Annotated in this window: 21 protein-coding genes; 13 read left to right on the forward strand and 8 right to left on the reverse strand. The window is 44.6% G+C overall.

Annotated elements, in window-relative coordinates:
* Position 1 precedes the first annotated feature (1 nt).
* Together swrA and V6D44_RS08345 are read left to right on the forward strand one after the other, a co-directional pair.
* Positions 2 to 355: a swarming motility protein SwrAA gene (gene swrA / locus V6D44_RS08340; RefSeq protein WP_052331638.1), complete on the forward strand. Its 354-nt coding sequence runs from the start codon at positions 2 to 4 to the stop codon at positions 353 to 355.
* Positions 356 to 435: 80 nt separating this feature from the next.
* A complete protein-coding gene (locus V6D44_RS08345; protein WP_333516402.1) occupies positions 436 to 1,632 on the forward strand; it encodes a S1C family serine protease in 1,197 nt (398 codons plus the stop codon).
* Between the two features lie 47 nt (positions 1,633 to 1,679).
* Here V6D44_RS08345 and V6D44_RS08350 read toward each other — a convergent pair whose 3' ends face one another.
* From V6D44_RS08350 to V6D44_RS08360, 3 genes are all read right to left on the reverse strand, one after another.
* Entirely contained in the window at positions 1,680 to 3,014 is a 1,335-nt protein-coding gene (locus V6D44_RS08350) for an MFS transporter (RefSeq protein ID WP_253268600.1), read from the reverse strand.
* Between the two features lie 30 nt (positions 3,015 to 3,044).
* A complete protein-coding gene (locus tag V6D44_RS08355; protein WP_333516403.1) occupies positions 3,045 to 3,611 on the reverse strand; it encodes a TetR/AcrR family transcriptional regulator in 567 nt (188 codons plus the stop codon).
* A gap of 77 nt (positions 3,612 to 3,688) precedes the next feature.
* A complete protein-coding gene (locus V6D44_RS08360; RefSeq protein WP_333516404.1) occupies positions 3,689 to 6,181 on the reverse strand; it encodes a PEP/pyruvate-binding domain-containing protein in 2,493 nt (830 codons plus the stop codon).
* A gap of 417 nt (positions 6,182 to 6,598) precedes the next feature.
* Between V6D44_RS08360 and V6D44_RS08365 the strand changes: the two genes are divergently transcribed.
* From V6D44_RS08365 to hag, 4 genes are all read left to right on the forward strand, one after another.
* Positions 6,599 to 6,829: a CsbA family protein gene (locus V6D44_RS08365; protein WP_087991534.1), complete on the forward strand. Its 231-nt coding sequence runs from the start codon at positions 6,599 to 6,601 to the stop codon at positions 6,827 to 6,829.
* 183 nt (positions 6,830 to 7,012) lie between these two features.
* Positions 7,013 to 8,998: an excinuclease ABC subunit UvrB gene (uvrB, locus tag V6D44_RS08370; protein WP_253268597.1), complete on the forward strand. Its 1,986-nt coding sequence runs from the start codon at positions 7,013 to 7,015 to the stop codon at positions 8,996 to 8,998.
* A 7-nt stretch (positions 8,999 to 9,005) separates the two neighbouring features.
* On the forward strand, positions 9,006 to 11,879 hold the full coding sequence (uvrA, locus tag V6D44_RS08375) for an excinuclease ABC subunit UvrA (RefSeq protein ID WP_253268596.1): 2,874 nt from the start codon (positions 9,006 to 9,008) through the stop codon (positions 11,877 to 11,879).
* A gap of 365 nt (positions 11,880 to 12,244) precedes the next feature.
* Complete coding sequence (hag, locus tag V6D44_RS08380; protein WP_253268595.1) at positions 12,245 to 13,159, forward strand: flagellin Hag; 915 nt, start codon at positions 12,245 to 12,247, stop codon at positions 13,157 to 13,159.
* A 188-nt stretch (positions 13,160 to 13,347) separates the two neighbouring features.
* Here the strand turns inward: hag and V6D44_RS08385 are convergent, their stop codons facing one another.
* A complete protein-coding gene (locus tag V6D44_RS08385) occupies positions 13,348 to 13,578 on the reverse strand; it encodes a hypothetical protein (RefSeq protein ID WP_087991528.1) in 231 nt (76 codons plus the stop codon).
* 217 nt (positions 13,579 to 13,795) lie between these two features.
* Here V6D44_RS08385 and V6D44_RS08390 point away from each other — a divergent pair, with 217 nt between their 5' ends.
* The 4 genes from V6D44_RS08390 to V6D44_RS08405 are packed head-to-tail and all read left to right on the forward strand — an operon-like array spanning position 13,796 to position 15,807.
* Positions 13,796 to 14,122 (forward strand): hypothetical protein, encoded by a 327-nt coding sequence (locus tag V6D44_RS08390; protein ID WP_087991527.1) that lies wholly within the window; start codon positions 13,796 to 13,798, stop codon positions 14,120 to 14,122.
* A 24-nt stretch (positions 14,123 to 14,146) separates the two neighbouring features.
* Positions 14,147 to 15,244 (forward strand): DUF4097 family beta strand repeat-containing protein, encoded by a 1,098-nt coding sequence (locus tag V6D44_RS08395; protein ID WP_087991525.1) that lies wholly within the window; start codon positions 14,147 to 14,149, stop codon positions 15,242 to 15,244.
* Between the two features lie 4 nt (positions 15,245 to 15,248).
* On the forward strand, positions 15,249 to 15,446 hold the full coding sequence (locus V6D44_RS08400; protein ID WP_087991524.1) for a PspC domain-containing protein: 198 nt from the start codon (positions 15,249 to 15,251) through the stop codon (positions 15,444 to 15,446).
* A gap of 1 nt (position 15,447) precedes the next feature.
* Positions 15,448 to 15,807, forward strand: coding sequence for a phage holin family protein (locus V6D44_RS08405; protein ID WP_087991522.1), 360 nt, complete (start codon positions 15,448 to 15,450; stop codon positions 15,805 to 15,807).
* A 27-nt stretch (positions 15,808 to 15,834) separates the two neighbouring features.
* On the opposite strand, the gene V6D44_RS08410 is transcribed toward V6D44_RS08405, so the two are convergent.
* Together V6D44_RS08410 and V6D44_RS08415 are read right to left on the reverse strand one after the other, a co-directional pair.
* The gene (locus tag V6D44_RS08410) at positions 15,835 to 17,046 is read right to left on the reverse strand and encodes an MFS transporter (protein ID WP_087991521.1); all 1,212 of its coding nucleotides are present in this window, start codon (positions 17,044 to 17,046) and stop codon (positions 15,835 to 15,837) included.
* 20 nt (positions 17,047 to 17,066) lie between these two features.
* On the reverse strand, positions 17,067 to 17,576 hold the full coding sequence (locus V6D44_RS08415; RefSeq protein WP_087991520.1) for a MarR family transcriptional regulator: 510 nt from the start codon (positions 17,574 to 17,576) through the stop codon (positions 17,067 to 17,069).
* A 436-nt stretch (positions 17,577 to 18,012) separates the two neighbouring features.
* On the opposite strand from V6D44_RS08415, the gene pchC reads away from it, so the two are divergent.
* A complete protein-coding gene (gene pchC, locus V6D44_RS08420; RefSeq protein WP_087991519.1) occupies positions 18,013 to 18,759 on the forward strand; it encodes a cyclo(L-leucyl-L-leucyl) synthase in 747 nt (248 codons plus the stop codon).
* 14 nt (positions 18,760 to 18,773) lie between these two features.
* A complete protein-coding gene (gene cypX / locus V6D44_RS08425; RefSeq protein WP_087991518.1) occupies positions 18,774 to 19,991 on the forward strand; it encodes a pulcherriminic acid synthase in 1,218 nt (405 codons plus the stop codon).
* Between the two features lie 38 nt (positions 19,992 to 20,029).
* Here the strand turns inward: cypX and V6D44_RS08430 are convergent, their stop codons facing one another.
* Positions 20,030 to 20,503 carry a MarR family transcriptional regulator gene (locus V6D44_RS08430; protein WP_087991517.1) on the reverse strand — a complete coding sequence of 158 codons (474 nt, stop codon included), beginning with the start codon at positions 20,501 to 20,503 and terminating at the stop codon, positions 20,030 to 20,032.
* Between the two features lie 164 nt (positions 20,504 to 20,667).
* Between V6D44_RS08430 and V6D44_RS08435 the strand changes: the two genes are divergently transcribed.
* Positions 20,668 to 24,537: a metallophosphoesterase gene (locus V6D44_RS08435; protein ID WP_087991515.1), complete on the forward strand. Its 3,870-nt coding sequence runs from the start codon at positions 20,668 to 20,670 to the stop codon at positions 24,535 to 24,537.
* An 18-nt stretch (positions 24,538 to 24,555) separates the two neighbouring features.
* Here the strand turns inward: V6D44_RS08435 and V6D44_RS08440 are convergent, their stop codons facing one another.
* Positions 24,556 to 25,287, reverse strand: coding sequence for a GntR family transcriptional regulator (locus V6D44_RS08440; RefSeq protein ID WP_333516405.1), 732 nt, complete (start codon positions 25,285 to 25,287; stop codon positions 24,556 to 24,558).
* Positions 25,288 to 25,298: the final 11 nt, after the last annotated feature.

The following is a 25,298-nucleotide window of genomic DNA, read 5'->3' on the forward strand; positions in this document are numbered from 1 at the left end:
ATTGAAGAGGGCAAGTATTGTGCGTGAAAAAAAATATTATGAATTAGTGGAACAATTAAAAGACAGAACACAAGATGTAACATTTTCGGCTACAAAAGCACTAAGTCTTCTTATGCTGTTCAGCAGGTATTTGGTCAATTACACCAATGTCGAAACAGTAAATGAAATCGATGAAGAGTGTGCCAAACATTATTTTAATTATTTAATGAAAAATCATAAGCGATTAGGAATCAATCTGACAGATATCAAAAGGTCGATGCACCTGATCAGCGGTTTATTGGATGTGGATGTGAACCATTATTTAAAGGATTTTTCACTATCGAATGTCACGCTGTGGATGACGCAGGAGGGATAAACCATCCTGAGGATATCCAAGTCATTTAATATTTGATAGAATATGAGTAATATGTTTGGCTTGAGGCGGTGAAAAAGATAGTGTCTGTTCAATGGGGATTTGAACTGTTAAAAAGTGCGGGCCTGTTCTTCTTACACCCGCTTTTCTGGTTTTTTATCATCATAAGCCTTGCTTTCGGCTATGTGAGAATCAAACGGGAACGAAGAACCTTTCATACAAAAATAGCGGATATTTATGATGATCTAAAATTCACTTATACAAAGGGACTGATTCCCGGTCTCGTTTTGTCAGTTGTTTTAGGTATACTCGGAATCTCGATTCCTCTCGGTATACTTGCAATTATTGCCGTTATCACTGCAGCGGCAGCGCTTACTCTTCGCGCCAACTGGATGTCTGCTGCATATATCGTCAGTGTGAGTATGCTGATAGGTTTTGGACTGCAAATGAATCAGGCGGAACCTTTTCTAGAGAGATTTCCGCAAGGGTTTGCAGTCGTTTGGCCGGCTATGGCTGTTTTTTTAGGCTTGCTGATTATTATTGAGGGAGCGGTAGCTTATCGATCTGCACACGTGAGAACATCACCGGCACTTGTCGTGAGCAGCCGCGGTTTGCCTATCGGCCAGCAGCTGGCAAACCGGATATGGCTTTTGCCGCTGTTCCTTCTCGTGCCCGGGAACGGATTAGAATCGCATCTCAGCTGGTGGCCGGTGTTTACTGTTCCCGGCGGGTCATTCCATTTTCTATGGATTCCTTATTTTATCGGGTTTGGGCAACGGGTGCAGGGGTCGCTGCCTGAAACGAGCATAAGGATCACAGCGAAACGCATTTGTATTCTGGGCCTTGCCGTCACAGCTCTCGGTGCAGCGAGCTTACTGTGGGCGCCGCTTGCGGGAGCAGCCGTCTGTGCAGCTTTGTTAGGACGTATCTTTCTGTCTATTAAGCAAAGAGCGAACGATAACGCGGCACCGTTTTATTTCTCAAAACGTGATCAAGGCTTAATGGTGCTTGGTATTATACCAAATACGCCAGCTGAGGATCTGGAATTGAAAATTGGGGAAATCATTACGAAGGTTAATGGCATACCCGTTAAGAATGTATCCGATTTTTATGAAGCGCTCCAGCATAACCGTGCGTATGTGAAGCTTGAAATTATCGGTTTGAACGGGGAAATTCGTTTTGATCAGCGAGCTTCTTATGAGGGAGAACATCATGAATTAGGTATCCTTTTCGTAAAGGATGAACGTGAAGACGAAGCAGCCGCTTTGTCTGGGTCGTAAAAGACAGCCCGGCACCGCAAGAAGATGCGGTGCCGGGCTGTTTTGAATTACGCTGAGTTTTTCTCCAACCGTGCCGTTTCATCAGATTTGATGCCTAATGAAACAAAAACGCCAATGATGGACACAGCAAAGAGAATGATAAATAGGGTGTGATATCCCGATATCAGACCGATTAAGGCTGATGAAATGATGCTTCCGAAATAACGGAAGGTCGAGAAAATTCCGGACGCCGCTCCTGACATGCCAGGATCTACTGTGGCAAGCGATGACACCTGCATGCTGGTCAGTCCGACTCCGGACGCCAGCCCGCCCAGGATAAGAGAGAGCATGAGGAACAAGACGGAATGCGAGCTGCTTAACAGCATAAATAATAAATTGGCTGCAGCCATCATGGCAAATGAAAGAAAAATGATTTTCTTTGCTCCCCATTTGTGATGGAGCTGTGCGCCCGCCCAGTTGCTCGCCGACATAAAGATCGAAAATACAGAAAGCGCCATGCCGCTGTTAGACGTATTAAGCCCAAATTGGTTCGTCATGAATAATGGCATAATCAATAAGATGGCATACATCATTAGATTGCTCAACAAGACTGATAGATTGGCATTTGTAAAGGTTGAGCTTTTAAACAGTGTAAAATCGATAATTGGGTGCTGTGTGCGTTTTTCTCTTCTGAAAAAAAGCGGAACAAAAAGAAGTATCAATACACTGTATACCGCATAGCCCCATGAAGCCTCATTTTTCGTCAGCAGGATAATTGAAACGATACTGCCCGCAAGCAAGACAGACCCGATAATATCCAGCGGCGCTTCAGATTTATTTTCTTTATATTGAGGGAACATGATTAATGCCGTAAATAAAGCAATGGCGAGAAACGGGATGTTGACCCAAAAAATCGAATGCCAGCTGAAGCTGTCAATCAGCATAGAGCCGATGAAAGGCCCGAGTGCTGCTCCAAGTCCCGCGCCAAGCCCGAAAAACCCAAATACTTTCGGAAGGCGTTTTTCAGAAACAACGTGACGGATAATGGCAATGCTGTTTGGCGTAAGCAGTGCGCCGCCGACAGCCTGCAATGCCCGAAATACAATCAGCAGCAGCAGGCTCGGTGAGAGGGCGCAGCCTAGAGATGCGATAAGAAATAGACCGACGCCCCATAAATACATTGTTTTGTTGCCGTACATGTCACCGAGTTTTCCAGCGATCGGCTGTGTGACGGCCATTATGATTAAATAAACGGTAACCACCCAGGTGATGCTTGTGATGGACTCGTTATACGTATGGGATATAGATGAGAGCGCGACCGCGATCATCGTTGAGTTAATGGGAACCAGGATGGCCCCCAATAATAACGAGACGATCAGCGCCCATTCTTTTCTTGAACTCATTGGGATCCTCCTTTTTTTATGCCAAGGAGTTCATCGAGAGATTCCTTTGACAAATAAAGCAGTGCTATGCTCCAGCATTTTTTCCTGAGGCATTGAAATCACCCGGTCTCCTAAATGGAGGCGGTGAATAAAATAACCGAAAATGAGCGACATGAACACGTCCGCATGCTCCGCTTCATTTCCTGTCTGAATAACCCCTTTTTCACCCATTTCTTTGAGATAATCAACCAATAGCTGTTTCATAGATTGGGGATATTCAGTTACGTGGTTGATGACATCCTGAAACATGGCCGGTTCACGAAAGCTGATTTTAATCAAATCTTTTCTATGTTCGAGCTCCTCCAAGAGACAGGTTCCGATATGCAGCAGGTCTTTGTGCAAATCGCCTTCTGTTTGCTCCAAAATGCGGCTCCTGTTTGGAGAAGGCTGAGAAAGCAAAGCCTCGCCTAGCCCCTGTTTGTTTTTAAAATTCCTGAAAATCGTCGCTTCACTGACATTTGCTTTTTCTGCGATTTCTTTTGTAGTCGTTGCGCGATATCCTTTTTTGACGAGCAGCTGCATGGCAGCGTCAAGGATTCTCTTGTTTGTCGGTCTCAATACGTTTCACCTCGCGAATATACTGGCAGGACAAGTATACACCTGCCCCGCTTGCATAAGAAAGGGGGGAGAAGGCGTTAGGCCCGGCTGACAACTGTGATTTTGCCGCTGCTCCCGTCAACAGTGATGATGTCTCCGTCTCGAAGTCTTTCTGTTGCAGTGCGTGTGCCGAGAACGGCGGGAATGCCGTATTCGCGAGCGATAATCGCAGCGTGAGACAATATGCCGCCTGTATCTGTAATAATCGCTTTGGCGTCTTGAAACAGGCTGGTCCATAGCGGTGTGGTCATTTTGCAAACGAGCACTTCACCAGAAGCGAATTGAGAAAATTCACTGGCGTCCCGAATCATTTTCACCGGACCTGTTGCCATGCCGCTTGATGCCGCAATGCCAAAGATATGATCCTCCGTGTTTTTTTCATCCTCTATCACAGCGCCGACAATTTCTTCAGCGACTTTGAGCTGTTCTTTTGTCGGAGTACCGAGGTAGGCAGGGGCTTTGGCAAGCTCATACTCGTGAAAGGCCTGTCTGCGTTTTTCAGCCTTTTCTTGCAGGGATACAGGGTGAAGTAGCGCGTTTTCCACTTCATCATCATATAGGAACCAAAGGTCTTCACGATCTTGAATGACACCGTTTTCCGCCAGTAACTCACCGACCTTCAGCAAAAAGATCCTCGCCTTGGCATCCAGCATGGCGTCAATATAAAAGTGGTGGTCATCCATTATATTTGCAGCGTTCAGCGTCCACTGATAATAACGGTTGAATTCCTCTTGTAAATTGGGATCCTCTATATTTTTCAAGAAGTCATGGTATAATTTCTCTCGTTTTTCTTTCGTTTTCTGAAATTCATTGTCAAAATGATAGCCATTGCGGACGTAATTTTGAATATTGGCCAGAGCAAAATACGGATTTTCTGCCCAGATCTGTTCAATCAGATCATGGCTCTTTACAGACCTCCACCCGTAGTCCTGTAAAAATTCATGGATGTTCCTCAGGAAGTGTCTGCCCTCATCAGTTTGTTCCAATTTTTCCTGAAGCTGTTCCGGCTCAGTGTTTTCAAAAATGAACAGCAGGTTCGGGTTTTCCTGCACTTTAACGGAATAGAGCCACAGGCAGCGGTCAGTTTCCAGTGATTTGTTCATTTTGCCTGTCAGCATCTCGTAAAAATGAGCGGTTTCGGACTCGCCTTGAATGTGCTGGTACATCGCTTGCAATTTGTTTGTCAGAAGCATTTGCGGGAAAACAATATTGAAATGCTCATCATAAGCCGTGAGATAAAAGGCTTTTAATTTCCGAAAAGCATCAAGTGCGCTTTCAGCAGTATGATCAGTTTGTGCGAGCTGATCCAGTATCTCGTAAAATGGAAGGTACGTGTGTTTGATGATGTCATACATACGCTCCGATAATATCGGAAAAAGCTCTTTGCCGCAGTCCTCATCAGGCTGCTGCCCGCCTTGGTTTTTGGAATAAATGTGCCCGCGATAAAGCTTCACTTCTTCTGTAACTGCCCCGATCGGAAACTTTTGCATGTTTTTCTTCAAGCCGTATTCCATGGCCGGTACAATGATCGAAGAAAATAGCGGACTCACCGGACCTTCAATATTTGACTCCATGTTGAGCCAAAAATCATTCATATCAGCGTCGGTAATCATGAAGCTGCGTTCTTCCTCTGCCGCTTTTTTGTCCTGTTCAATCGTTGTAATCGGGCGAGCCTGCAGAAGGTATACTTGATGATCTGCGATTCCGAATTCTAGATCGACTGGATACCCGTACAGGTCTTCGGTTTTTTTTGTGATTTCAGTCAGTTCAAACACTTGTTCATCTGTAAGGCAAAAACGGCTGCGCATGTCTTCGCTCGTTTCTCTTTCAGCAATTCCTTCTGCCGCGGACTCTATGTAGATTTCTTTTGCACCTATTTCTTTCTGAATCTCAAACGAAGATTTATTGACTATAAATGTGTCTGGGGTAACACTTCCTGATACAACAGCTTCCCCCAAACCATAGCTGGCGCTGATTAATAGCTCTCTATCATCGTGGGTAACAGGATTGCGGCTGAAAATTACACCTGATACGTCTGAATCGATCAGGCCCTGAACGACAACACCCATTAACGGCTCTGCGATCTGGTTGTTCATTTTTTTCTTATAACTGCTGACTCGGCCGGAGAAGAATGAAGCCCAGCATTCTTTCACTTTAGCTAGAAACTCTTCCTCTGTTTTGATATTTAAATAGGTTTCATATTGCCCCGCGAATGAAGCGCCTTCTAAATCTTCCGAGGCAGACGAAGAGCGAACGGCAACGGAGCGATATGATTCTCTTAACTTGTAAAAGGAACTTGTCAGCTCATGTTTCAGTTCTTCAGAAAATGTTCCGCCGATGATCTCGTTTTCGATATTTTCGCTAGTCTCATGAAGTTGGTTATCCTCCATAAAACGGGTGAGCGCATTCGTCTGAATGATAAAGCCGTCCGGAACAGGAAGCCCGTGTTTGGTCAGTTTAATTAAATTCATGCCTTTTGCGCCAGCCAGCTGGCTGGACGCTTCTGCTTGGCGAAATAAAAAAGAATACATATTTGAAACCCCTCTTTCCTTCCTTTTTTTCTCTCTAGTCTTTTATGACGGAGCCTGTGGTCAAAAAATGATAGTGAACACTATCGCTCAATTGTAGATTTTTAGGAAAATGATGTCAAAAGCAGAAAGTCCTAAATAAAATATCATCAAAAGTGCAGCTTAACTAGTGCTGTCCGCCTATTTATTCTCGGGGGCGCTCTTCTATGCCGGCGGGCTTCAATATCAAGCTAAGGCTTACTGCCCTTCATACAAAAGTACCGCAAATGCTTCTGTCGGCCGGGGCAAAGTGCAAAGATGGTGATTGATGTCGCCTGAAAAAGGGTATGGTGTAGAAAGAGGGAACGATTGCACGATTGTCCGATTCTTCATTTTTTACTATAATCAGATCAGATGAAGAATCCCTGAGGAGGGTTTTTGTTGATTACAAAAGCCGTTTTTGCATTGTTTTTCCCTTTTATGCTTGTTGTCCTTTTTTCAAGAGTCACTTTTAATCATTATGTGGCGATCGCCCTGACAGCTGCATTGCTGTTTGCCTCTTATTTAAAAGGCTATACAGAAACGTATTTTATTGTAGGATTGGATGTTGTGTCTCTTGTGGCTGGCGGACTGTACATGGCCAAAAAAACTGCCGAGAAAAAAGAAGAGTAAAACGGACATAATGAATATAACGACGAATTCCTGCTTTTACGTTTTAAAAGCAGGTTTTTTATACATGAAAACAGCTGGAAATAAAAAACCACCGAACTTTAGTTCGTATTTTTAGTGATTTTACATTCCATTGTGTTACTATATCTATAGGAAGATTTCGTTAAAGAAACGGAGGCTTATTTTGTGAAAGATCGCTTTGAGTTAGTCTCGAAATACCAGCCCCAGGGAGATCAGCCGAAAGCCATTGAAAAACTTGTAAAAGGAATTCAGGAGGGCAAGAAGCATCAGACTCTGCTGGGTGCGACAGGAACGGGTAAAACATTTACAGTGTCTAATTTGATTAAAGAAGTCAATAAGCCGACTCTCGTGATTGCCCATAACAAAACCCTTGCCGGACAGCTTTACAGCGAGTTCAAGGAGTTTTTTCCGAACAACGCTGTCGAGTATTTTGTCAGTTATTATGATTATTATCAGCCGGAGGCGTATGTGCCTCAAACGGATACGTTTATAGAAAAAGACGCCAGTATTAATGATGAAATTGATAAACTGAGACACTCCGCCACATCGTCTCTGTTTGAGCGGAGAGATGTGATTATCATCGCGAGTGTATCTTGTATATACGGCCTCGGTTCGCCTGAAGAATACCGGGAAATGGTCGTGTCACTGCGGCCTGAAATGGAAATAGAGCGCAACGAACTGCTCAGAAAACTTGTAGACATCCAATATGCCCGCAATGATATCGACTTCCAGCGCGGGACATTTCGTGTGCGCGGAGATGTAGTGGAAATCTTCCCTGCCTCTCGTGATGAACATTGTATCAGGGTTGAATTTTTCGGTGATGAAATCGAACGGATCAGGGAAGTGGACGCCCTGACAGGAGAAATTCTCGGTGACCGTGATCATGTTGCGATTTTCCCAGCGTCCCACTTCGTAACGCGGGCCGAGAAAATGGAGAAAGCGATTCAAAATATCGAGAAGGAGCTTGAGGAGCGGCTGAAGGTCATGCACGAAAATGGCAAGCTTCTTGAAGCGCAGCGTTTAGAGCAGCGGACAAGATATGATCTTGAGATGATGCGGGAAATGGGTTTCTGCTCCGGTATTGAGAACTATTCAAGACATTTGACGCTTCGGCCTCCGGGTTCAACGCCGTATACGCTTCTTGATTATTTCCCTGACGATTTTATGATCGTGGTAGATGAGTCGCATGTAACGATTCCTCAGGTGCGCGGCATGTTTAATGGGGACCAGGCGCGGAAACAGGTGCTTGTGGATCATGGGTTCCGTCTTCCGTCAGCGCTTGATAACCGTCCGCTCCGTTTTGAAGAGTTTGAAAAGCATATGCACAATATCGTGTATGTATCAGCAACACCAGGGCCGTATGAGATTGAGCATACGGATGAAATGATTGAACAGATCATCCGTCCGACGGGGCTTCTTGACCCGCTTATTGATGTACGTCCGATTGAAGGCCAGATTGATGACTTGATCGGCGAAATTCAAGCAAGAGTCGAACGGGATGAGCGGGTTCTCGTGACAACCTTGACGAAGAAAATGTCAGAGGACCTGACGGATTATCTGAAGGAAATTGGCATTAAAGTAAATTATCTGCATTCAGAGATTAAGACGCTTGAACGGATTGAAATTATCCGTGATCTGCGCCTTGGGAAGCATGATGTTCTCATCGGCATTAACCTGCTGAGGGAAGGCCTCGATATTCCCGAAGTATCTCTCGTTGCAATTTTGGATGCTGATAAGGAAGGCTTCCTCCGTTCGGAGCGGTCGCTGATCCAGACGATCGGACGGGCAGCGAGGAACTCTGAAGGCCGCGTCATTATGTACGCAGATAAAATAACGAAGTCGATGGAAATTGCAATGAATGAAACAACACGCCGCCGCGAGCAGCAGGAGCGTTTTAACGAAGAGCACGGCATTACGCCGAAAACCATAAATAAAGAAATTCGCGATGTCATTCGTGCCACAGCAGCAGCTGAGGATAAAGCCGAATACAAAACAAAAGCCGCGCCGAAGCTGTCGAAAATGACGAAGAAAGAACGCCAGAAAGTCGTTGAACAGATGGAGCACGAAATGAAAGAAGCCGCCAAGGCGCTTGACTTTGAAAGAGCCGCGGAGCTTCGCGATTTACTTTTAGAGCTAAAAGCGGAAGGATGATGAACATATGGCTATGGATCGGATAGAGGTGAAGGGAGCAAGGGCGCATAACCTGAAAAATATAGATGTAACGATTCCAAGAGATCAGCTTGTCGTTGTCACGGGTTTGTCCGGTTCAGGAAAATCCTCCCTTGCCTTTGACACCATATATGCGGAAGGGCAGAGACGGTATGTCGAGTCGCTGTCTGCCTATGCCCGACAATTTTTAGGGCAGATGGATAAGCCTGATGTTGATGCAATTGAGGGTCTGTCTCCCGCCATCAGCATCGATCAGAAAACAACGAGCCGCAACCCGAGGTCAACTGTCGGTACGGTAACTGAGATTTATGATTATCTGCGTCTTTTGTATGCGAGAGTAGGGAAGCCTCATTGTCCGGAACACGGAATTGAGATTACATCGCAAACCATCGAGCAAATGGTCGACAGAATTCTGGAATACCCGGAACGGACGAAGCTTCAGGTGCTGGCCCCGATTGTCTCTGGCCGGAAAGGCGCTCATGTCAAAGTGCTTGAACAGATTAGAAAACAAGGCTATGTCAGAGTCAGAATTGACGGCGAAATGGCTGAGCTTTCTGATGATATTGAATTAGAAAAGAATAAAAAGCATTCGATTGAGGTTGTCATTGACCGGATTGTAGTGAAAGAAGGCGTGGCGGCCCGTCTGTCAGATTCATTGGAAACGGCGCTCCGTTTAGGTGAAGGACGAGTTATGATTGATGTCATCGGTGAGGAAGAGCTGATGTTTAGTGAGCATCACGCCTGCCCGCACTGCGGATTTTCAATCGGCGAGCTGGAGCCGCGCCTGTTTTCATTTAACAGCCCGTTCGGAGCGTGTCCGACGTGTGACGGTCTTGGAATGAAGCTTGAAGTGGATGCGGATCTCGTCATCCCCAATCAAGATTTGTCATTGAAGGAGAATGCAGTCGCCCCTTGGACACCGATCAGCTCACAATATTATCCGCAGCTGCTTGAGGCGGTCTGCACCCACTACGGCATTGATATGGACGTGCCTGTAAAAGATCTGCCGAAGCAGCAGCTGGATAAAGTGCTGTACGGCAGCGGAGACGACCTGATTTATTTCCGTTATGAAAATGATTTTGGGCAAATACGTGAAGGCGAAATTCAATTTGAAGGCGTATTGCGAAATATTGAAAGACGCTATAAGGAGACAAGCTCCGATTACATTCGTGAACAAATGGAGCAGTATATGTCCCAGAAGTCTTGTCCGACATGCAAAGGCTATCGGTTAAAGAAAGAGGCGCTTGCCGTGCTGATTGACGGACGCCACATTGGCAAAATTACCGAGCTGTCTGTCGGAGACGCGCTTGATTTCTTCAAAGGCCTTACCCTTTCTGAGAAAGATATGCAGATTGCCAATTTGATCTTGCGTGAAATTGTGGAGCGTTTAAGCTTTCTGGACAAAGTCGGTCTTGATTACCTGACACTGAGCAGGGCAGCGGGAACATTGTCCGGAGGAGAGGCGCAGCGTATCAGGTTGGCCACTCAAATCGGTTCGCGCTTATCGGGTGTGCTTTATATTTTAGACGAGCCGTCTATCGGCCTGCATCAGCGTGATAACGACCGCTTGATCAGCGCCCTGAAAAATATGAGAGACCTTGGGAACACGCTGATTGTCGTCGAACACGATGAGGACACGATGATGGCAGCGGATTATTTAATTGATATTGGACCCGGCGCCGGCATCCACGGCGGACAGGTGACATCCGCGGGTACGCCGGATGAAGTGATGGAAGATGCAAACTCATTAACGGGCAGCTATTTATCAGGGAAAAAGTTCATCCCATTGCCTTCTGAAAGAAGAAAGCCGGACGGACGTTTTATTGAGATTAAAGGCGCTACAGAAAACAACCTGAAAAAGGCGAATGCCAAATTTCCGCTAGGAACATTCACAGCGGTTACAGGGGTGTCCGGCTCAGGAAAGAGCACACTCGTCAATGAAATTTTGCACAAGGCGCTGGCGCAAAAGCTCCATAAAGCAAAAGCGAAGCCTGGCAGCCATAAAGAGATTAAAGGCTTGGATCACCTGGACAAAGTCATAGACATTGACCAGGCGCCAATCGGAAGAACGCCGAGATCCAATCCCGCGACATACACCGGTGTGTTTGACGACATTCGCGATGTATTCGCGCAGACAAATGAAGCGAAGGTCCGCGGCTATAAAAAAGGCCGTTTCAGCTTTAACGTGAAGGGCGGCAGATGTGAAGCGTGCCGCGGCGACGGAATTATTAAAATTGAAATGCACTTCCTTCCTGACGTGTACGTTCCATGCGAGGTATGCCACGGCAAACGCTACAACCGGGAAACGCTTGAAGTGACGTACAAAGGAAAAAGCATCTCTGATGTGCTTGATATGACGGTTGAAGACGCTCTTTCTTTCTTTGAAAATATCCCGAAAATCAAGCGTAAGCTCCAAACCCTCTATGATGTTGGGTTAGGTTACATTACGCTCGGACAGCCGGCAACAACCTTGTCGGGTGGAGAAGCGCAGCGCGTGAAGCTTGCGTCTGAGCTGCACAAACGGTCCACAGGGCGAACGCTTTACATTTTAGATGAGCCGACGACAGGTTTACACGTCGACGATATCGCCAGACTCCTTGTCGTGCTTCAGCGATTGGTGGACAACGGAGATACAGTACTCGTCATTGAGCATAATCTTGATATCATTAAGACGGCGGATTATATTGTGGATCTGGGGCCGGAAGGCGGAGCCGGAGGCGGAACCATTATCGCGTCGGGAACGCCTGAGGAAATCACGGAAGTCGAAGAATCATATACAGGCCGCTATTTGAAGCCTGTTATAGAGCGAGACAAAAAACGCATGAAAACGCTCTTGGAAGCGAAAGAAACGGCTACATCCTAACAATATTCTTTTCAGAGGGAGCTTGTCAGCAAGTCCATGGTTGGGCTTAGCAGGCAAGCTTCCTTTATAGTTTAACGAGAAAAGAAAAAAGTTTTGCGATCATTAAGAAGCATTTATTCAGATGGGTAAAATTTCTTCGGGTAAACTCCTAAACATTTACAAAAAACTGCCGATATATGGATTGAAAGGCGTACAATGTATTCCATATTAAGCAAAAAAGCCCTTTATATGAAGGGATTTGAAGGTATCCTTTATGAAGGCTCTACATAACAGCCAGAAGCTTTACTGGAATCACAGTGCGCCAGAAATTGAAGAAAAGGAAGTCTTTGATTTCAAAAACATATACACATGGAGGTATTTTTCACATGAGAATTAACCACAATATCGCAGCGCTTAACACACTGAACCGTTTGTCTTCAAACAACAATGCAAGCTCAAAAAACATGGAGAAGCTTTCTTCAGGTCTTCGTATCAACCGTGCGGGAGATGACGCAGCAGGTCTTGCGATCTCTGAAAAAATGAGAGGACAAATTAGAGGTTTAGAAATGGCTTCTAAAAACTCTCAAGACGGAATCTCTCTTATCCAAACAGCTGAGGGTGCATTAACTGAAACTCACTCAATCCTTCAGCGTGTTCGTGAACTAGTTGTTCAAGCAGGAAACACAGGTACTCAAGATACTACAGATCTTGGCGCTATTCAAGACGAGATTGATTCCTTAGTTGAGGAACTTGGTGGCGGAACTAACGCTAACGGTATCTCTGACCGTACCGAGTTTAACGGTAAGAAACTTCTTAATGGAGATTTCAATTCTACTGATGGAAAAGAGCTCACATTCCAAATTGGTGCAAATGGCGGTCAGCAGCTATCTGTACACATTGAAGATATGAGTGCTAAAGCAATCGGAAAAGTTGATGAAACAAGCGGTGCTCTTGTTTCTGGGAAATCTGTACAAGATATCAATGTGAAAAATTTTGAAACTATTAAGGCTAGTGAAGATGGCGGCTTTAATGACCAATTGGCTATCGTTGATGGAGCAATCAACACAGTTTCAAAACAACGTTCTGAATTAGGTGCGGTACAAAACCGTCTAGAGCACACAATCAACAACTTAGGCGCTTCTGGTGAAAACCTGACAGCTGCTGAGTCTCGTATCCGTGACGTTGACATGGCGAAAGAGATGAGCGAGTTCACAAAGAACAACATTCTTTCTCAAGCTTCTCAAGCGATGCTTGCTCAAGCGAACCAACAGCCGCAAAACGTACTTCAATTATTACGTTAATTTCTGAACGGCTATCGTTCTTTCTGGTAGTCACAGCTTGCCGGCAGTGTCCATTCTTTGGATATGCCGGCAGGCTTTTTTTGTTATAATCATTGTGTGTCACTTGTTTCTTCAAAATAAAAAAGGCAAGATATTGTCATCTAACCTTTCTTTGTTTCAGTTATAATCATTTGCAGCTTTTTCTGCCATTACAACGTCTTCTTATACAACTGTTTGCTTACACTCATTAAATCTTGAACAATATGCGTATTACTGCTGTCGAGCAGCACTTTTATATATTGAATATCGTGAGAGATCGGAATGGGTCCGTGAATCTGTTCAAGCTCAGCGATCATTTCACGATTCATTCGTTTTTGTTCATGAATCAGCTTTAACACCGATTCTTGTGTTACTGTATAGTCACTGGGATCTTTATCCATTGCTTGTCCAGCCTCCTTGATTGCCGTAAGCTTTTTACATATTGTAATCGGTACAGCTCTAAGATTCTACTTCTAAAACTTTTTAAAATCCAATTTCCGTAAATCGGAGCATGTCTAAAGAATGAATGTGAAACCTGAAGAGGTTTTAAACGTATGAATAAGTAAAACGTCCCTGACCTTTTGTCATGGGTAATTCACTATAGGAGTGTGGAATGAATTGAACCGTAATCAAGCTATTATTGCATCACTTTGTTATTTCAGTGTGTTCATCGCGCCGATCATTGTGCCGATTGTCGCTTATTTTGTTGTAGATGAGAGAGAAACAAAACGTCATGCGATACGTTCTCTTATTTCTCACATCGTTCCTTTTGCTGGCTGGCTGGTCCTTTTTATCGCTTTTCTGGGCGGAGCCATTGCAATTGATGGAGACAGCCTGCTGCCTGTATTTGTGATGATTGGTGGAGCGGTTATTTATTTCTTAGTTGTCATTGGCATTATGATTTGGAATGTGATTCAGGGTATTAAGGTGCTGCGCGCAGCATAAGTAGACAATGGGGAGGAGATCGCAATGAAGCAAGAAAAGGAACGAATCCTTAAGCTTGTGGAAGAAGGGAAACTGACAGCACAAGAGGCTTTGACACTGATTGAAAAGCTTGACAGCGACTACAAGGAAAAAGAAGAAAAAATCACAGCGCTCTCAGTTTATGTACATGATGAGGAAGAGCCGTTTACAGCAGCAAAAAAAGAAAGCGGCAAGCCGTCTTTAGGAGCCAAGCTGTTTGACTGGATTGATTCTGCGGTGAAAAAGGTCAAGGAAGTTGACCTTGATTTGAACTTTGGCCATGCGTATGATGTTCAGCACATTTTTCAATTTAAAGATACTGCCCTTTCCAGTGTTGACTTGCAAATCGCCAATGGCAGTGTGAATATCGTTCCTTGGGATGATGAGGATATCAGAGCGGAATGTCAGGCGAAGGTATATCGCGTTGACAGCCAGGATGCGGCGAGACATGCATTTCTTCAGCATATTGAATGTGAAATCAAAGGTAATAAATTTTTTATCCGTACTGAGAAGAAAACGATGAAAACCAATGTGACTTTATATATTCCTCAGAAGGAGTATGATAAGATTCGGGTGAAGCTGTTTAATGGTCCTGTCAGAGGGGAACATTTACATGTAAAAGAGTTCTCGGCGAAAACGACAAACGGCGTGCTGTCGTTCTCGCATTTAACAGCTGAAAAAGCCACAGCGGAAACGGCCAACGGGCAAATTAAGCTTGCAAGCCACAACTGCGGCACGATAGAAGCGGAAACCATTAACGGATTGATCGATCTCCGCGGGAGAAGCGAATCGATTGACGTTCAAAGCTTTAACGGAAATATTGCGATGAACGTAACAGAATCGGATTGCCGCTCCATTTATGCAAAAACGACGACTGGAAATGTGGAGCTTGCGATTCCGGACGATCTTGCCGTGAAGGCAGAGCTGAAAAGCAATCTTGGTTCGCTGTCTCATGAATTAATGGATGTTGAGATGCTGAAAGAAAAAAATGATACCATTCAAAAAGAAATGATGTTCACTTCAAATCAGGCACATGATCAAAACATCACCGTCTTCTCAGAATCATTAACAGGCGCCATCAAACTAAAGTACTCACAGAGGTGATCGAATGAATAGGCTTTATCGTTCAGAGAAAAACAAAAAAATGGCCGGTGTCATCGGCGGTCTCGCGGAATATTTCAATTGGGACGCATCACTCCTAAGAGTCATAACTGTCATTTTAGCGGTTATGACAAGTGTTTTACCTGTTTTGCTGATATATATCATTTGGATTTTTATCGTCCCGTCAGAAAGGGAAATGAAATGACATGATAAAATGGGCAGTCAGCATTTTAGTCAATGCATTGTTATTAATCGTCATTGATGGATACATTGACTCCATCCATGTCAGCAGCATCGGGGCAGCGGTTATCGCCAGCTTCATATTATCGATCTTAAACGTGCTGATTAAACCGCTGTTGATTATCTTCACACTGCCAGTCACCATGGTGACGTTTGGTCTCTTCTTGTTTGTGATTAACGCCATTACGCTTATGATGACCGCGTCCATTATGGGTGACAGTTTTCAAATTGGCGGCTTCGGCACAGCGATATGGGCATCCGTTATCCTATCGGTGTTCCATTTGCTGATTCAAAAAGGGATTTTAGAACCTCTGCAAAAGAAATAAAAAAAGCTGCCATCAAAGGGCAGCTTTTTACATGTGGTGTTTTTTTTGCTTCATGCGCTTCTGCGGCGGATACAGTTGCGGCAGAAGGCAAAAGCTCAATGCGGCAAATATAAGGCCTAAGAGGCCAAACGACATGGCAGACGGTATCATTGTGAGCAGATAAGCAGATATCATCGGACCTGCCGCCATGCCTGTGTATCTGATAAAGTTAAACATTCCGATGGCGCTCCCTCTGTTGTGTTCAAATTCATTGGTGATCATTGTGGAGTACAAGGGAGGGATGACCCCCATTGAGATGCCAAACAATGCCAGTGTGAGTGCCATGAGAATGAGAGAAACAGAATGTGTAACGGCGAACAAAATGATACTGCAGGCAGCTATCACATTGCTGCCGATAAACAAGGTGTTCAGCGCGACTTTTGCCTGTATTCTTTTAAACAGAAACGTACCTGCGATTGTACTTAAGGCCAGTGGCAAATACAACAGCCCTGCAATGCTCACATCAATATGATAATGCTCCGTCAGTAATATCGGGAGGTAGACGATCACCGCAAAATAAATGAAAAAGAGGACAAAGCTTAAGGTTAAAATGACGTTTCCTGTTCGGTTTGTAAATATTGATTTGTAATGGGTAAAAACATTGCCCTTAGTTTGCTGCTTAGAGCCAGCGGGAGAATCTTTGGGAAAGATCATGCTGTTTGCCGCCAGCATAATGACAGAGATGGCCGTAAGCATCCAAAAGATCCCTTCGTACCCGGCTGCTCCGCCGATCAATCCCCCGAGGACAGGTGCGATAGCCGGCGCGGCGGAAAGGAGCATTTGATACGTTCCCATGGCACTTCCGCGTTCCCTGCCTGTAAAAAGCTGTCCGATCGTAGTGGCAGCAATAAGAGGCAGTGCTGCGGACCCGGCTGCCTGTATCATTCTGAATATCAGAAACAAAGTAAAGTCAGTGGTCACCGCACAGCCGATGCTGGCGGCTGCCGTTGCCAGAATACCGGCAATCAATACAAACCGCGCGCCTTTAAAATCGATGATAGTCCCTAATATAATTTGCATAATCGCTGTCACAATCATAAAGACTGAGACTGACAGATTGACCATTGCTGCGGAAACGTGGAACGATTCTTTAATAATCGGGATAATAGGTGAATAAATGTTTTGGCTTAAAGACGCAAAAAATGCGCTGAAGCAAACAATATATAAGATCAATACCGCCTTTGATTTCGTTTGAGCCATTGTGTACACCGCCTTTTTGTTTACTTTACAGGTTTATCCGGAGCCTCGTTGGTTTGTTCTGCTTCAAGTGAAGACGTCAGGTTCTCTAAAAATTTCAATACAGCATTTTGCTCATCTTGTGAGAATGAATCGAGGAATTGGTAAAAAGCCAGTTCCTTTTTTTTATGCAGTTTCTCATGCAAGTCGAAAATCCGTCTGCCTTTACGAGTTAACTTGAAATACACTTCTTTCTTGTTATCTGTCAGCTGATAGCTGTTAATGAATTCTTCCTTAATCAGTTTTGTGCTGATTTTCGTTACATTTGCCTTCGATAAATTCATTTTTCTGGCGATTCCTGCGTTGTTAATGGGTTCATGCCGGCCGATACAGTCAATGACATGAATGCTTGTCATGTTTTTAGGAACATCCATCACATCCTTTTCTGCGGCCTCCTTAAAAAACTGCTGAAGTGAAGTGTTCGCTTTTTGTTCATTAAGGTGCAGCAGCCTCACGTATATGTCGTATATCATCTGCTTTGTCAAATTAGACATAGGCAACCTTCTTTCTTAGAAATTATAGTTTACAAAGAAATAATAATAATATTGTTTACTGGTGAACTATTCAATTTTATCTTTTCTTGTTTTCGTTGTCAATTGCTGGTGTTTAAACTTTATTTGCTGTTAGTCATGCTGAATATAAGTGTAAAAAGTGTGTGAAAAATGTGACATTAACATTTATTTTCAATTGTTTGGGTACTGATCGTATTGACGAAAGGAAAAATAAGGGATAAAATAACTAATGTTTACTAGTAAACATTTATTAGGCGTACATTGTAATGAATCCAAAAAGAAGTTGAAATCTGAACAAAATTCATTTGGAAACTTTAAGTGCTGCCTGCCATTCGTCTTGTTCAGTTGTACCAGTTGTTCCATCCCATGTTTGAGGGTGAAGACTTAAAGCGGGATAAGTTTTTTAGGGGTGAATGAGATGACTGAAATGGTGACGGAAAAAAAGCCTGTGTATTTTACTGCTGAGTCTCTGACACAAAACTGCAGAGAAATATTTGAACGGCGCCGGCATGTTTTAGTGGGTATCAGCCCGTTTAACAGCAGATTTTCTGAGGATTATATTTACAGATTGATTGGTTGGGCAACCGCTGAATTTAAGAGTGTTTCTGTTTTGCTTGCGGGGCATGAGGCGGCTAATCTTCTTGAAGCGCTCGGAACTCCCAGAGGCAAGGCGGAACGAAAAGTAAGGAAAGAGGTATCGCGAAACAGAAGGTTTGCAGAAAGGGCTCTTGCAGCTCATGGCGGGGACCCGAAGGCGATTCATACATTTTCTGATTTCACGGAAAACAAAGCCTACCAGCTGATGAGACAAGAAGTTGAACATGCGTTTTTTGAACAGCCTCATTTTCGGCAAGCTTGTTTGGACATGTCTCGTGAGGCGATGATCGGGCGTGCGCGCGGCATCAGCTTGATGATGGAAGAAGTCAGTGAGGATATGCTGAATCTTGCTGTGGAATATGTCATAGCAGAGATGCCGTTTTTTATTGGAGCACCGGATATTTTAGAGGTGGAAGAGACGCTCCTTGCTTATCATCGTCCGTGGAAGCTGGGTGAGCAGATCAGTAATCATGAATTTTCTATTCGTATGCGGCCGAACCAAGGATATCTCATTGTGCAGGAAATGGAGCAGATGCTTTCTGAATCACGGATCACATCTGAAGGATGACAGGGGGAGTAAACATGAGTCAATCCATTAAATTGTTTAGTGTGCTTTCTGATCAATTTCAAGAAAATCCATATGCTTATTTTTCACAGCTGCGGGAGGAAGATCCTGTTCATTATGAAGAGTCGATAGACAGCTATTTTATCAGCCGCTATCACGATGTCCGCTATATCCTTCAGCATCCGGATATCTTTACGACAAAATCACTTGTTGAGCGTGCTGAACCGGTCATGCGCGGCCCTGTGCTCGCCCAAATGCATGGAAAAGAACACTCCGCAAAAAGAAGAATTGTAGTGAGAAGCTTTGTCGGGGACGCATTGGATCATCTGTCTCCATTGATTAAACAAAATGCAGAAAACTTGTTAGCTCCTTATCTTGAAAAAGGGAGAATCGATCTCGTCAATGATTTTGGAAAGACGTTTGCGGTGTGTGTCACGATGGACATGCTCGGGCTGGATAAAAGAGATCATGAAAAAATCGCCGAGTGGCACAGCGGAGTTGCCGATTTTATTACGAGTATCTCTCAGACTCCTGAAGCGCGGGCGCATTCTTTATGGTGCAGCGAACAGCTTTCCCAATACTTGATGCCTGTCATCGAAGAACGCCGCCTCAATCCGGGATCAGATTTAATTTCTATCCTATGTACTTCTGAATATGAAGGCATGGCGATGTCGGACAAGGATATACTGGCCCTGATTCTCAATGTGCTGTTAGCCGCAACGGAACCGGCGGATAAGACGCTGGCGCTGATGATCTATCATTTGCTCAACAATCCTGAGCAGATGAATGATGTTTTGGCTGACCGTTCGTTAGTGTCAAGAGCCATTGCGGAGACGTTGCGTTATAAACCGCCGGTTCAGCTGATTCCGCGGCAGCTGTCCCAAGAAACGGCGGTCGGCGGTATAGAAATCAAAAAAGATACGATTGTTTTTTGTATGATCGGAGCAGCTAACCGGGACCCTGAAGCGTTTGAACATCCTGACGTATTTAATATTCATCGGGAAGACCTCGGTATCAAGAGCGCTTTTAGCGGCGCCGCCCGGCATCTCGCTTTCGGATCCGGCATCCATAACTGTGTAGGAGCAGCTTTTGCCAAAACCGAAATCGAGATTGTAGCCAATATTGTACTGGATAACATGCGGAATATCCGATTAGAGGAAGGTTTTCGTTATGCTGAGTCCGGTTTGTATACACGCGGACCCGTTTCACTTCATATTACGTTTGACAGAGTTTAATAAGATTCAAAGGTCTCTCCCATGCGGGCGAGGCTTTTTTACATATGTTTTACCCATAAGTTGAAAAACGCAGTCACTGTTTTTAAATCATCAATCGAAAATTCATTGAAGAGCCGCTTGTACTGCTCCTTAGCTTTTTCATGAAGCTGGTCATGGAATGCCGCCAGTCCTCTGCCGCTTTCAGTTAACGTATAAAAAGTTTCTTTTTTATTGCCGGGCTTTTTTTTCACTGTGACGATATTGTGTTTCAACAAAGCTTGAACCGCTTTTGAAACAGCTGCTTTTGAGATATGTAAGCGGGATGCCAGAAAGCTGTTATTCACATTTTGGCTGGTGTGTATGCAGGAAACAATATGAAGCTGGGTCAATGTCCAGTCTTTTTTGAGGTGACCAAGATGTTCTGAGGACATATCGCTGGACGGTATTTGCACCTTTTGCAAGACGCGTTTATCCCTTTTAAATGCGAATTGTTGTATCGCTTGAAATAATTCATCATGAATGCTGTTGTTCATCAATCTGCCTCTCTGATTTAATTGTTAACTGGTTAACTATCCTTAGTTTACTGGGTAATAGTGGGATTTTCAAGAGGCAGATGCTTTTTTGTTCTTTTTGCACAAAAATGAACTCATAAGCTTCCCTGTTCAGACGCAAAATACATGAAAAGGGAGGTGCTTTGATGAGGAAATACACAGTTATCGCTTCTTTATTCTTGTCTTTTCTTTCAGTTTTGTCTGGCGGCCATCATGAACCGAAAGTTTTCCCTGTTACAAAACAGGAACCATTCCAAACGCCTCATTACATACCCTTGCTTGAAAATCCTCCTCAAATCGATGTGAAAGCTGAAATGAAAAGCAATCTGATGATTGAGGCTCAAGTGCGTGACAATGAGTATCAAGCATTTTCTGCCTTTCTTTTTTATAAACAAAGTAATGAGCTGGGCTACAAAATGGTGCCGATGGACCCGACACCCGGAGCGATTCACAAGTTTTTGACGCAAATTCCAAAACGATTGATTTGGAACAGCGAGCTTGAGTATTACATTGTGATTTCGAATGGGAAGCAGCGGGCCGAGTCGGGAACGAAAAAACTGAAGCTTGAAGGCTATCAAGCGGATCTTGCCCATATTCCGGAGCTTCTGATTACAGAGCTGGCGGTTGATACGAAGAATACGGGACGTGCAGATGGTTATGAATTTATTGAGATTTACAATACGACTGACAGAACGATTGATTTTAAAGACTATCATATCCGTTACCGCTATCCGAAAGAAGGGCCTGATTCGGATCTGATTTGGAGACCTGAAGAAAGGATCACGATTCCATCCGGTGAAACGTTTGTGGTTTGGCTGAAGCCTGCCGGTCATCCAGAATTGACGGCGGGGGATTTCAATCGATATTACCAGACACAATTAACGGAAGGGAAAAATCTGGCGGTGATAGAAGAGACAGAGGGCATGGCCAATACCAGGCCGCGGGCAGTTGTGATATCAACGAATACAGGAAAAGATATCTCAGTTGCGCATTATCGGAAACATGCGCTTCGCCGGCTCTCGTCTGTGCTTTACAAATATCCTCTGGACGGAACCGCAGAACTTCTCAATATTTCAATCGGAGAAAAGAATCCGTCTCCGGGAACCGTATTACAGGCGCAGGTGCCTGAGCAGAAACGAAAAATCAAGCTTGATAAAGAAAAGCCGGTTATTGAGGATTTGACTGACCGTAAGCCTGTCCGTCCTGCTGAAAGCATTGAGCTGCGGGCTGACATACGGGATCGCAATCTTGTGAAAACTGCGGCCTTTTACTATCGAACAGATGAAAACAAACCGTTTAAGCGCATTCTCGCTGAAAAAGACCGCAACGACAATCTCTACCATTATATTGTGTATTCGCCTGAACTGATCGGGAAGGATCAGCTTGAGTATTACGTGGCGGCTGGGGACGGGAGCAATGAAGCGAAAACGCCGGTCAAAATGATTGATATTAAACAAACAAGCAAATCGCACGGTTTGCGTATGAACATTGAAAACAGAGACACGCTGTCGAGAACCCAGTTCCTCAAAGCGACAACAGACGGGCACACTGACAGCATTAAGCTATGGATTGACGGAAAAAAACAAGTGCCAGAGCCTGCTATGGAAAAAGAAGTGTATTTTGCGTTCGATACGAGAAAAACAAATCTCTACTTTAAAAACGCGGTCACAATGGAAGGCAAAGTGCTAAAGGTGTTTGATGATACGACAAATAAATACCGCACCTATTCTGTTCCATTGCCAGAAACGCTGCTTCGGAAAGGAAAGCAGCTGCAGCGTATTACCATACGTTCAGGTTCGAAGGTGTCTCCATTTGATACGGCTGAAAACCGTGATGATTTCTTAGTCAAAAACGCCCGATTGGTGTTATCGGATGGGACGGTTATCAGGGATCCGAGGGTTTCTCCCGAAAAGGAACTCTTTATTGGAGATAATCAGCGCTCGAAAAAAAGCTGGCAATTTCAATTCAATCTGCCTGACGGCCTGTTTACGTCACAGCTGCTGGAGTGGGATACATCAAAACTTTCTGAAGGTGCTCACCATATTCAAGCAAGCGACGGCAAGGAAAATGTAAGTTTGGTTGTGCGGGTGGATAATTCAGGGCCTCACATTGAGCCGAATGTCACCGAGGGACAAACGTATAAAGGAAATCTTATCTTGCAGGCGGATATCTATGATAAATGGAGCAAAATTGAGGAAGTGGAGGCGTCTTTAGATGGCGAAAGCATTACACTCCCATATCATACGTCATCTTCTGAACTATCGCCGGGAAAACATTCTCTAAAAGTGACAGCAACGGACCTCGCGGGCAATAAAACGGTCATAGAGCGCACGTTTAAAACAGAACGGGAGCATCCGGATCAGCCGGAGGTCATAGACAGTGAAGCCGATACACATAGGGCAAAGCTTTCTGTACGGGTGAAGGACCCGACGAATGACGCCATGAATGTCGCTTTTTATAGAGGATTTCAATATACAGCGCGAAACAATGTGAAGATATTCAAGCACGCGTCACTGACTGAACCGCCGAAAAGCTTTGTGCCGGAAAGTGAGACCCCGTTTACGAATCAAGAATTGGAGCGGGTATCAGCCGCTGACGGAAAAACAGTATCGACAGAAAAGAAGGAGCTTTTCCCTTATCATCGCTTTGAAGTGACGGTTGATCCGTCAGTTGATGAGAATGACTTGGCGGAAGCGGTCTGGCAGGGGAGTTCTTTATCGGGGAGAAAGGTGACGATGTATGCTTGGAATTACCGGACAAACGAGTGGCAGACGGTTGACAGCTGCGTTGCCAAAGATGACAAACCGTTTACGCTGAAGGCGTCTGTGATCGTCTCAGATTTTGTACGGCAGTCGAAGATGAATGTGATTGTCCAGGATGAAATTCCTCCAGCGAAGGATATGTATACATTTGTCTGGATGTCTGATACACAGTATTACGCCGAAAGCTACCCGCATATTTTTGATAAACAGACCGCATGGATCAAAAATAATCAAAAGCGGCTCAATGTCAAATATGTGTTTCACACGGGTGATATTGTAGATGATTCTGCCGATATCAGACAGTGGAAAAACGCTGATCGGTCAATGTCTGTTCTGGATAAGAACGGAATTCCATACGGCGTGCTGGCTGGCAACCACGATGTCGGGCATAAGGACGGCTCCTATAGGGCGTTTGGCAAATACTTTGGCAGCCACCGTTTTGATAAAAAATTGCATTATGGCGGTTCCTATAAAAATAACCGCGGACATTATGACTTGATTTCGAGCAACGGCAATGATTATATCATGCTGTACATGGGGTGGGGCATTACCGATGAAGACATCGCGTGGATGAATCAGGTACTGAAGAAGCACCCTGACCGGATGGCTGTGTTAGCTTTTCATGAGTATTTGCTGGTCAGCGGAAACAGAAGCCCGATCGGAGAGAAAATATTCAAAAAAGTGGTTAAGGCGAATCCGAATGTCGTGATGGTGTTGAGCGGGCATTATCATAGTGCGATGAGAAAAACAGATGAGCTTGATGATGATGGTGATGGAAAGCCGGATCGCCTCGTGCATCAAATGCTGGCCGATTATCAGGGCGGACCGGAAGGCGGACAAGGATATTTGCGTTTGCTGCAATTTGACCAGGCGAATGATATGGTGCATGTGTCGACGTACTCTCCGTATTTACATGATAAGAACTACTATGATACGGATACCTACGGAAACAAGGATGAGTTTTCTCTTTCACTTGATTTGAAGCCGAGGATCAAAAAGGTGGAAACCGATTATTTTGAATGTAATGTATATACCAATGAAGAGCTCGGAAAACGGGAGCAAGTGAAGAGCGGGGATACTGCTGAGTTCCGCTGGGATCATCTTGAGCCGCACTCTGTTTATTATTGGTACACCATTGTGGAAGACAGTTTTAACGGCAAAACGAAATCACCGATCTGGAAGTTCAAGACGAAAAAAGAGACCTATCGTCCCGCGCCAGACCAGTTTGATTTACGCCATGTCTCCAATCCTTAAAAAGGGTTGGAGATTTTTTTATGAAAGCCGATCCATGTAATGGACAAATGTATAACGGTCGCCCCTGTATACAGATTTTGCATGTTCAAAAGCAGTTCCGTTCTGTAAATACGTTGTTCGTTTGATTAAGAGGACAGGCGCCCCCTTTTGAATGCCGAGAATGCTTGCTTCATCAGATGTTGCAGCGCTTGGTTCAAGCTCCTGTTTTGCGCGGGAAATCGGTATGCGGTTGTACTTTTCAATATGCTCGTAAATCGACGACTGAAAATGCGATTCGTTTAACTCACCCGCAAGCTCAAACGGAATATGCGAGGATTCAATCGCCATCGGAATATCATTTGCCAGCCGCACCCGAGTGATTTTATGGATAAGGGAGGGGTGCCCGCAGCCTAATATAGCGGCGAGCTCCTCCGTTGAATCAATAAGCTGATAATGAAGGAGCCTGCTGCCGGATGTCATCCCGCGGCTTTTCATATCCTCGGTAAAGCTTGTCAGACCTTGTAGTGCTTGTTCCATTTTTGGCTTGCTGACAAAGGTGCCCCGGCCTTTGAGGCGATAGAGAAAGCCTTCATTGACTAAATTAGAAAGCGCCTGTCGAACCGTCATCCGGCTGATTCCAAATTGTTCGGCATATTCACGCTCGGAGGGAAGAGGCATATCCGGCTGCAGCTCTCCGCTCTTCATTTGGGCTTTTAATTGCTCCATAATTTGATAATAAATCGGAATGGGCGATTGTTTATCGATATTCATAAGTCAGCATG

The sequence above is a fragment of the Bacillus sp. 0209A genome, from assembly GCF_036765095.1.
GTDB lineage: Bacteria > Bacillota > Bacilli > Bacillales > Bacillaceae > Bacillus > Bacillus subtilis_G.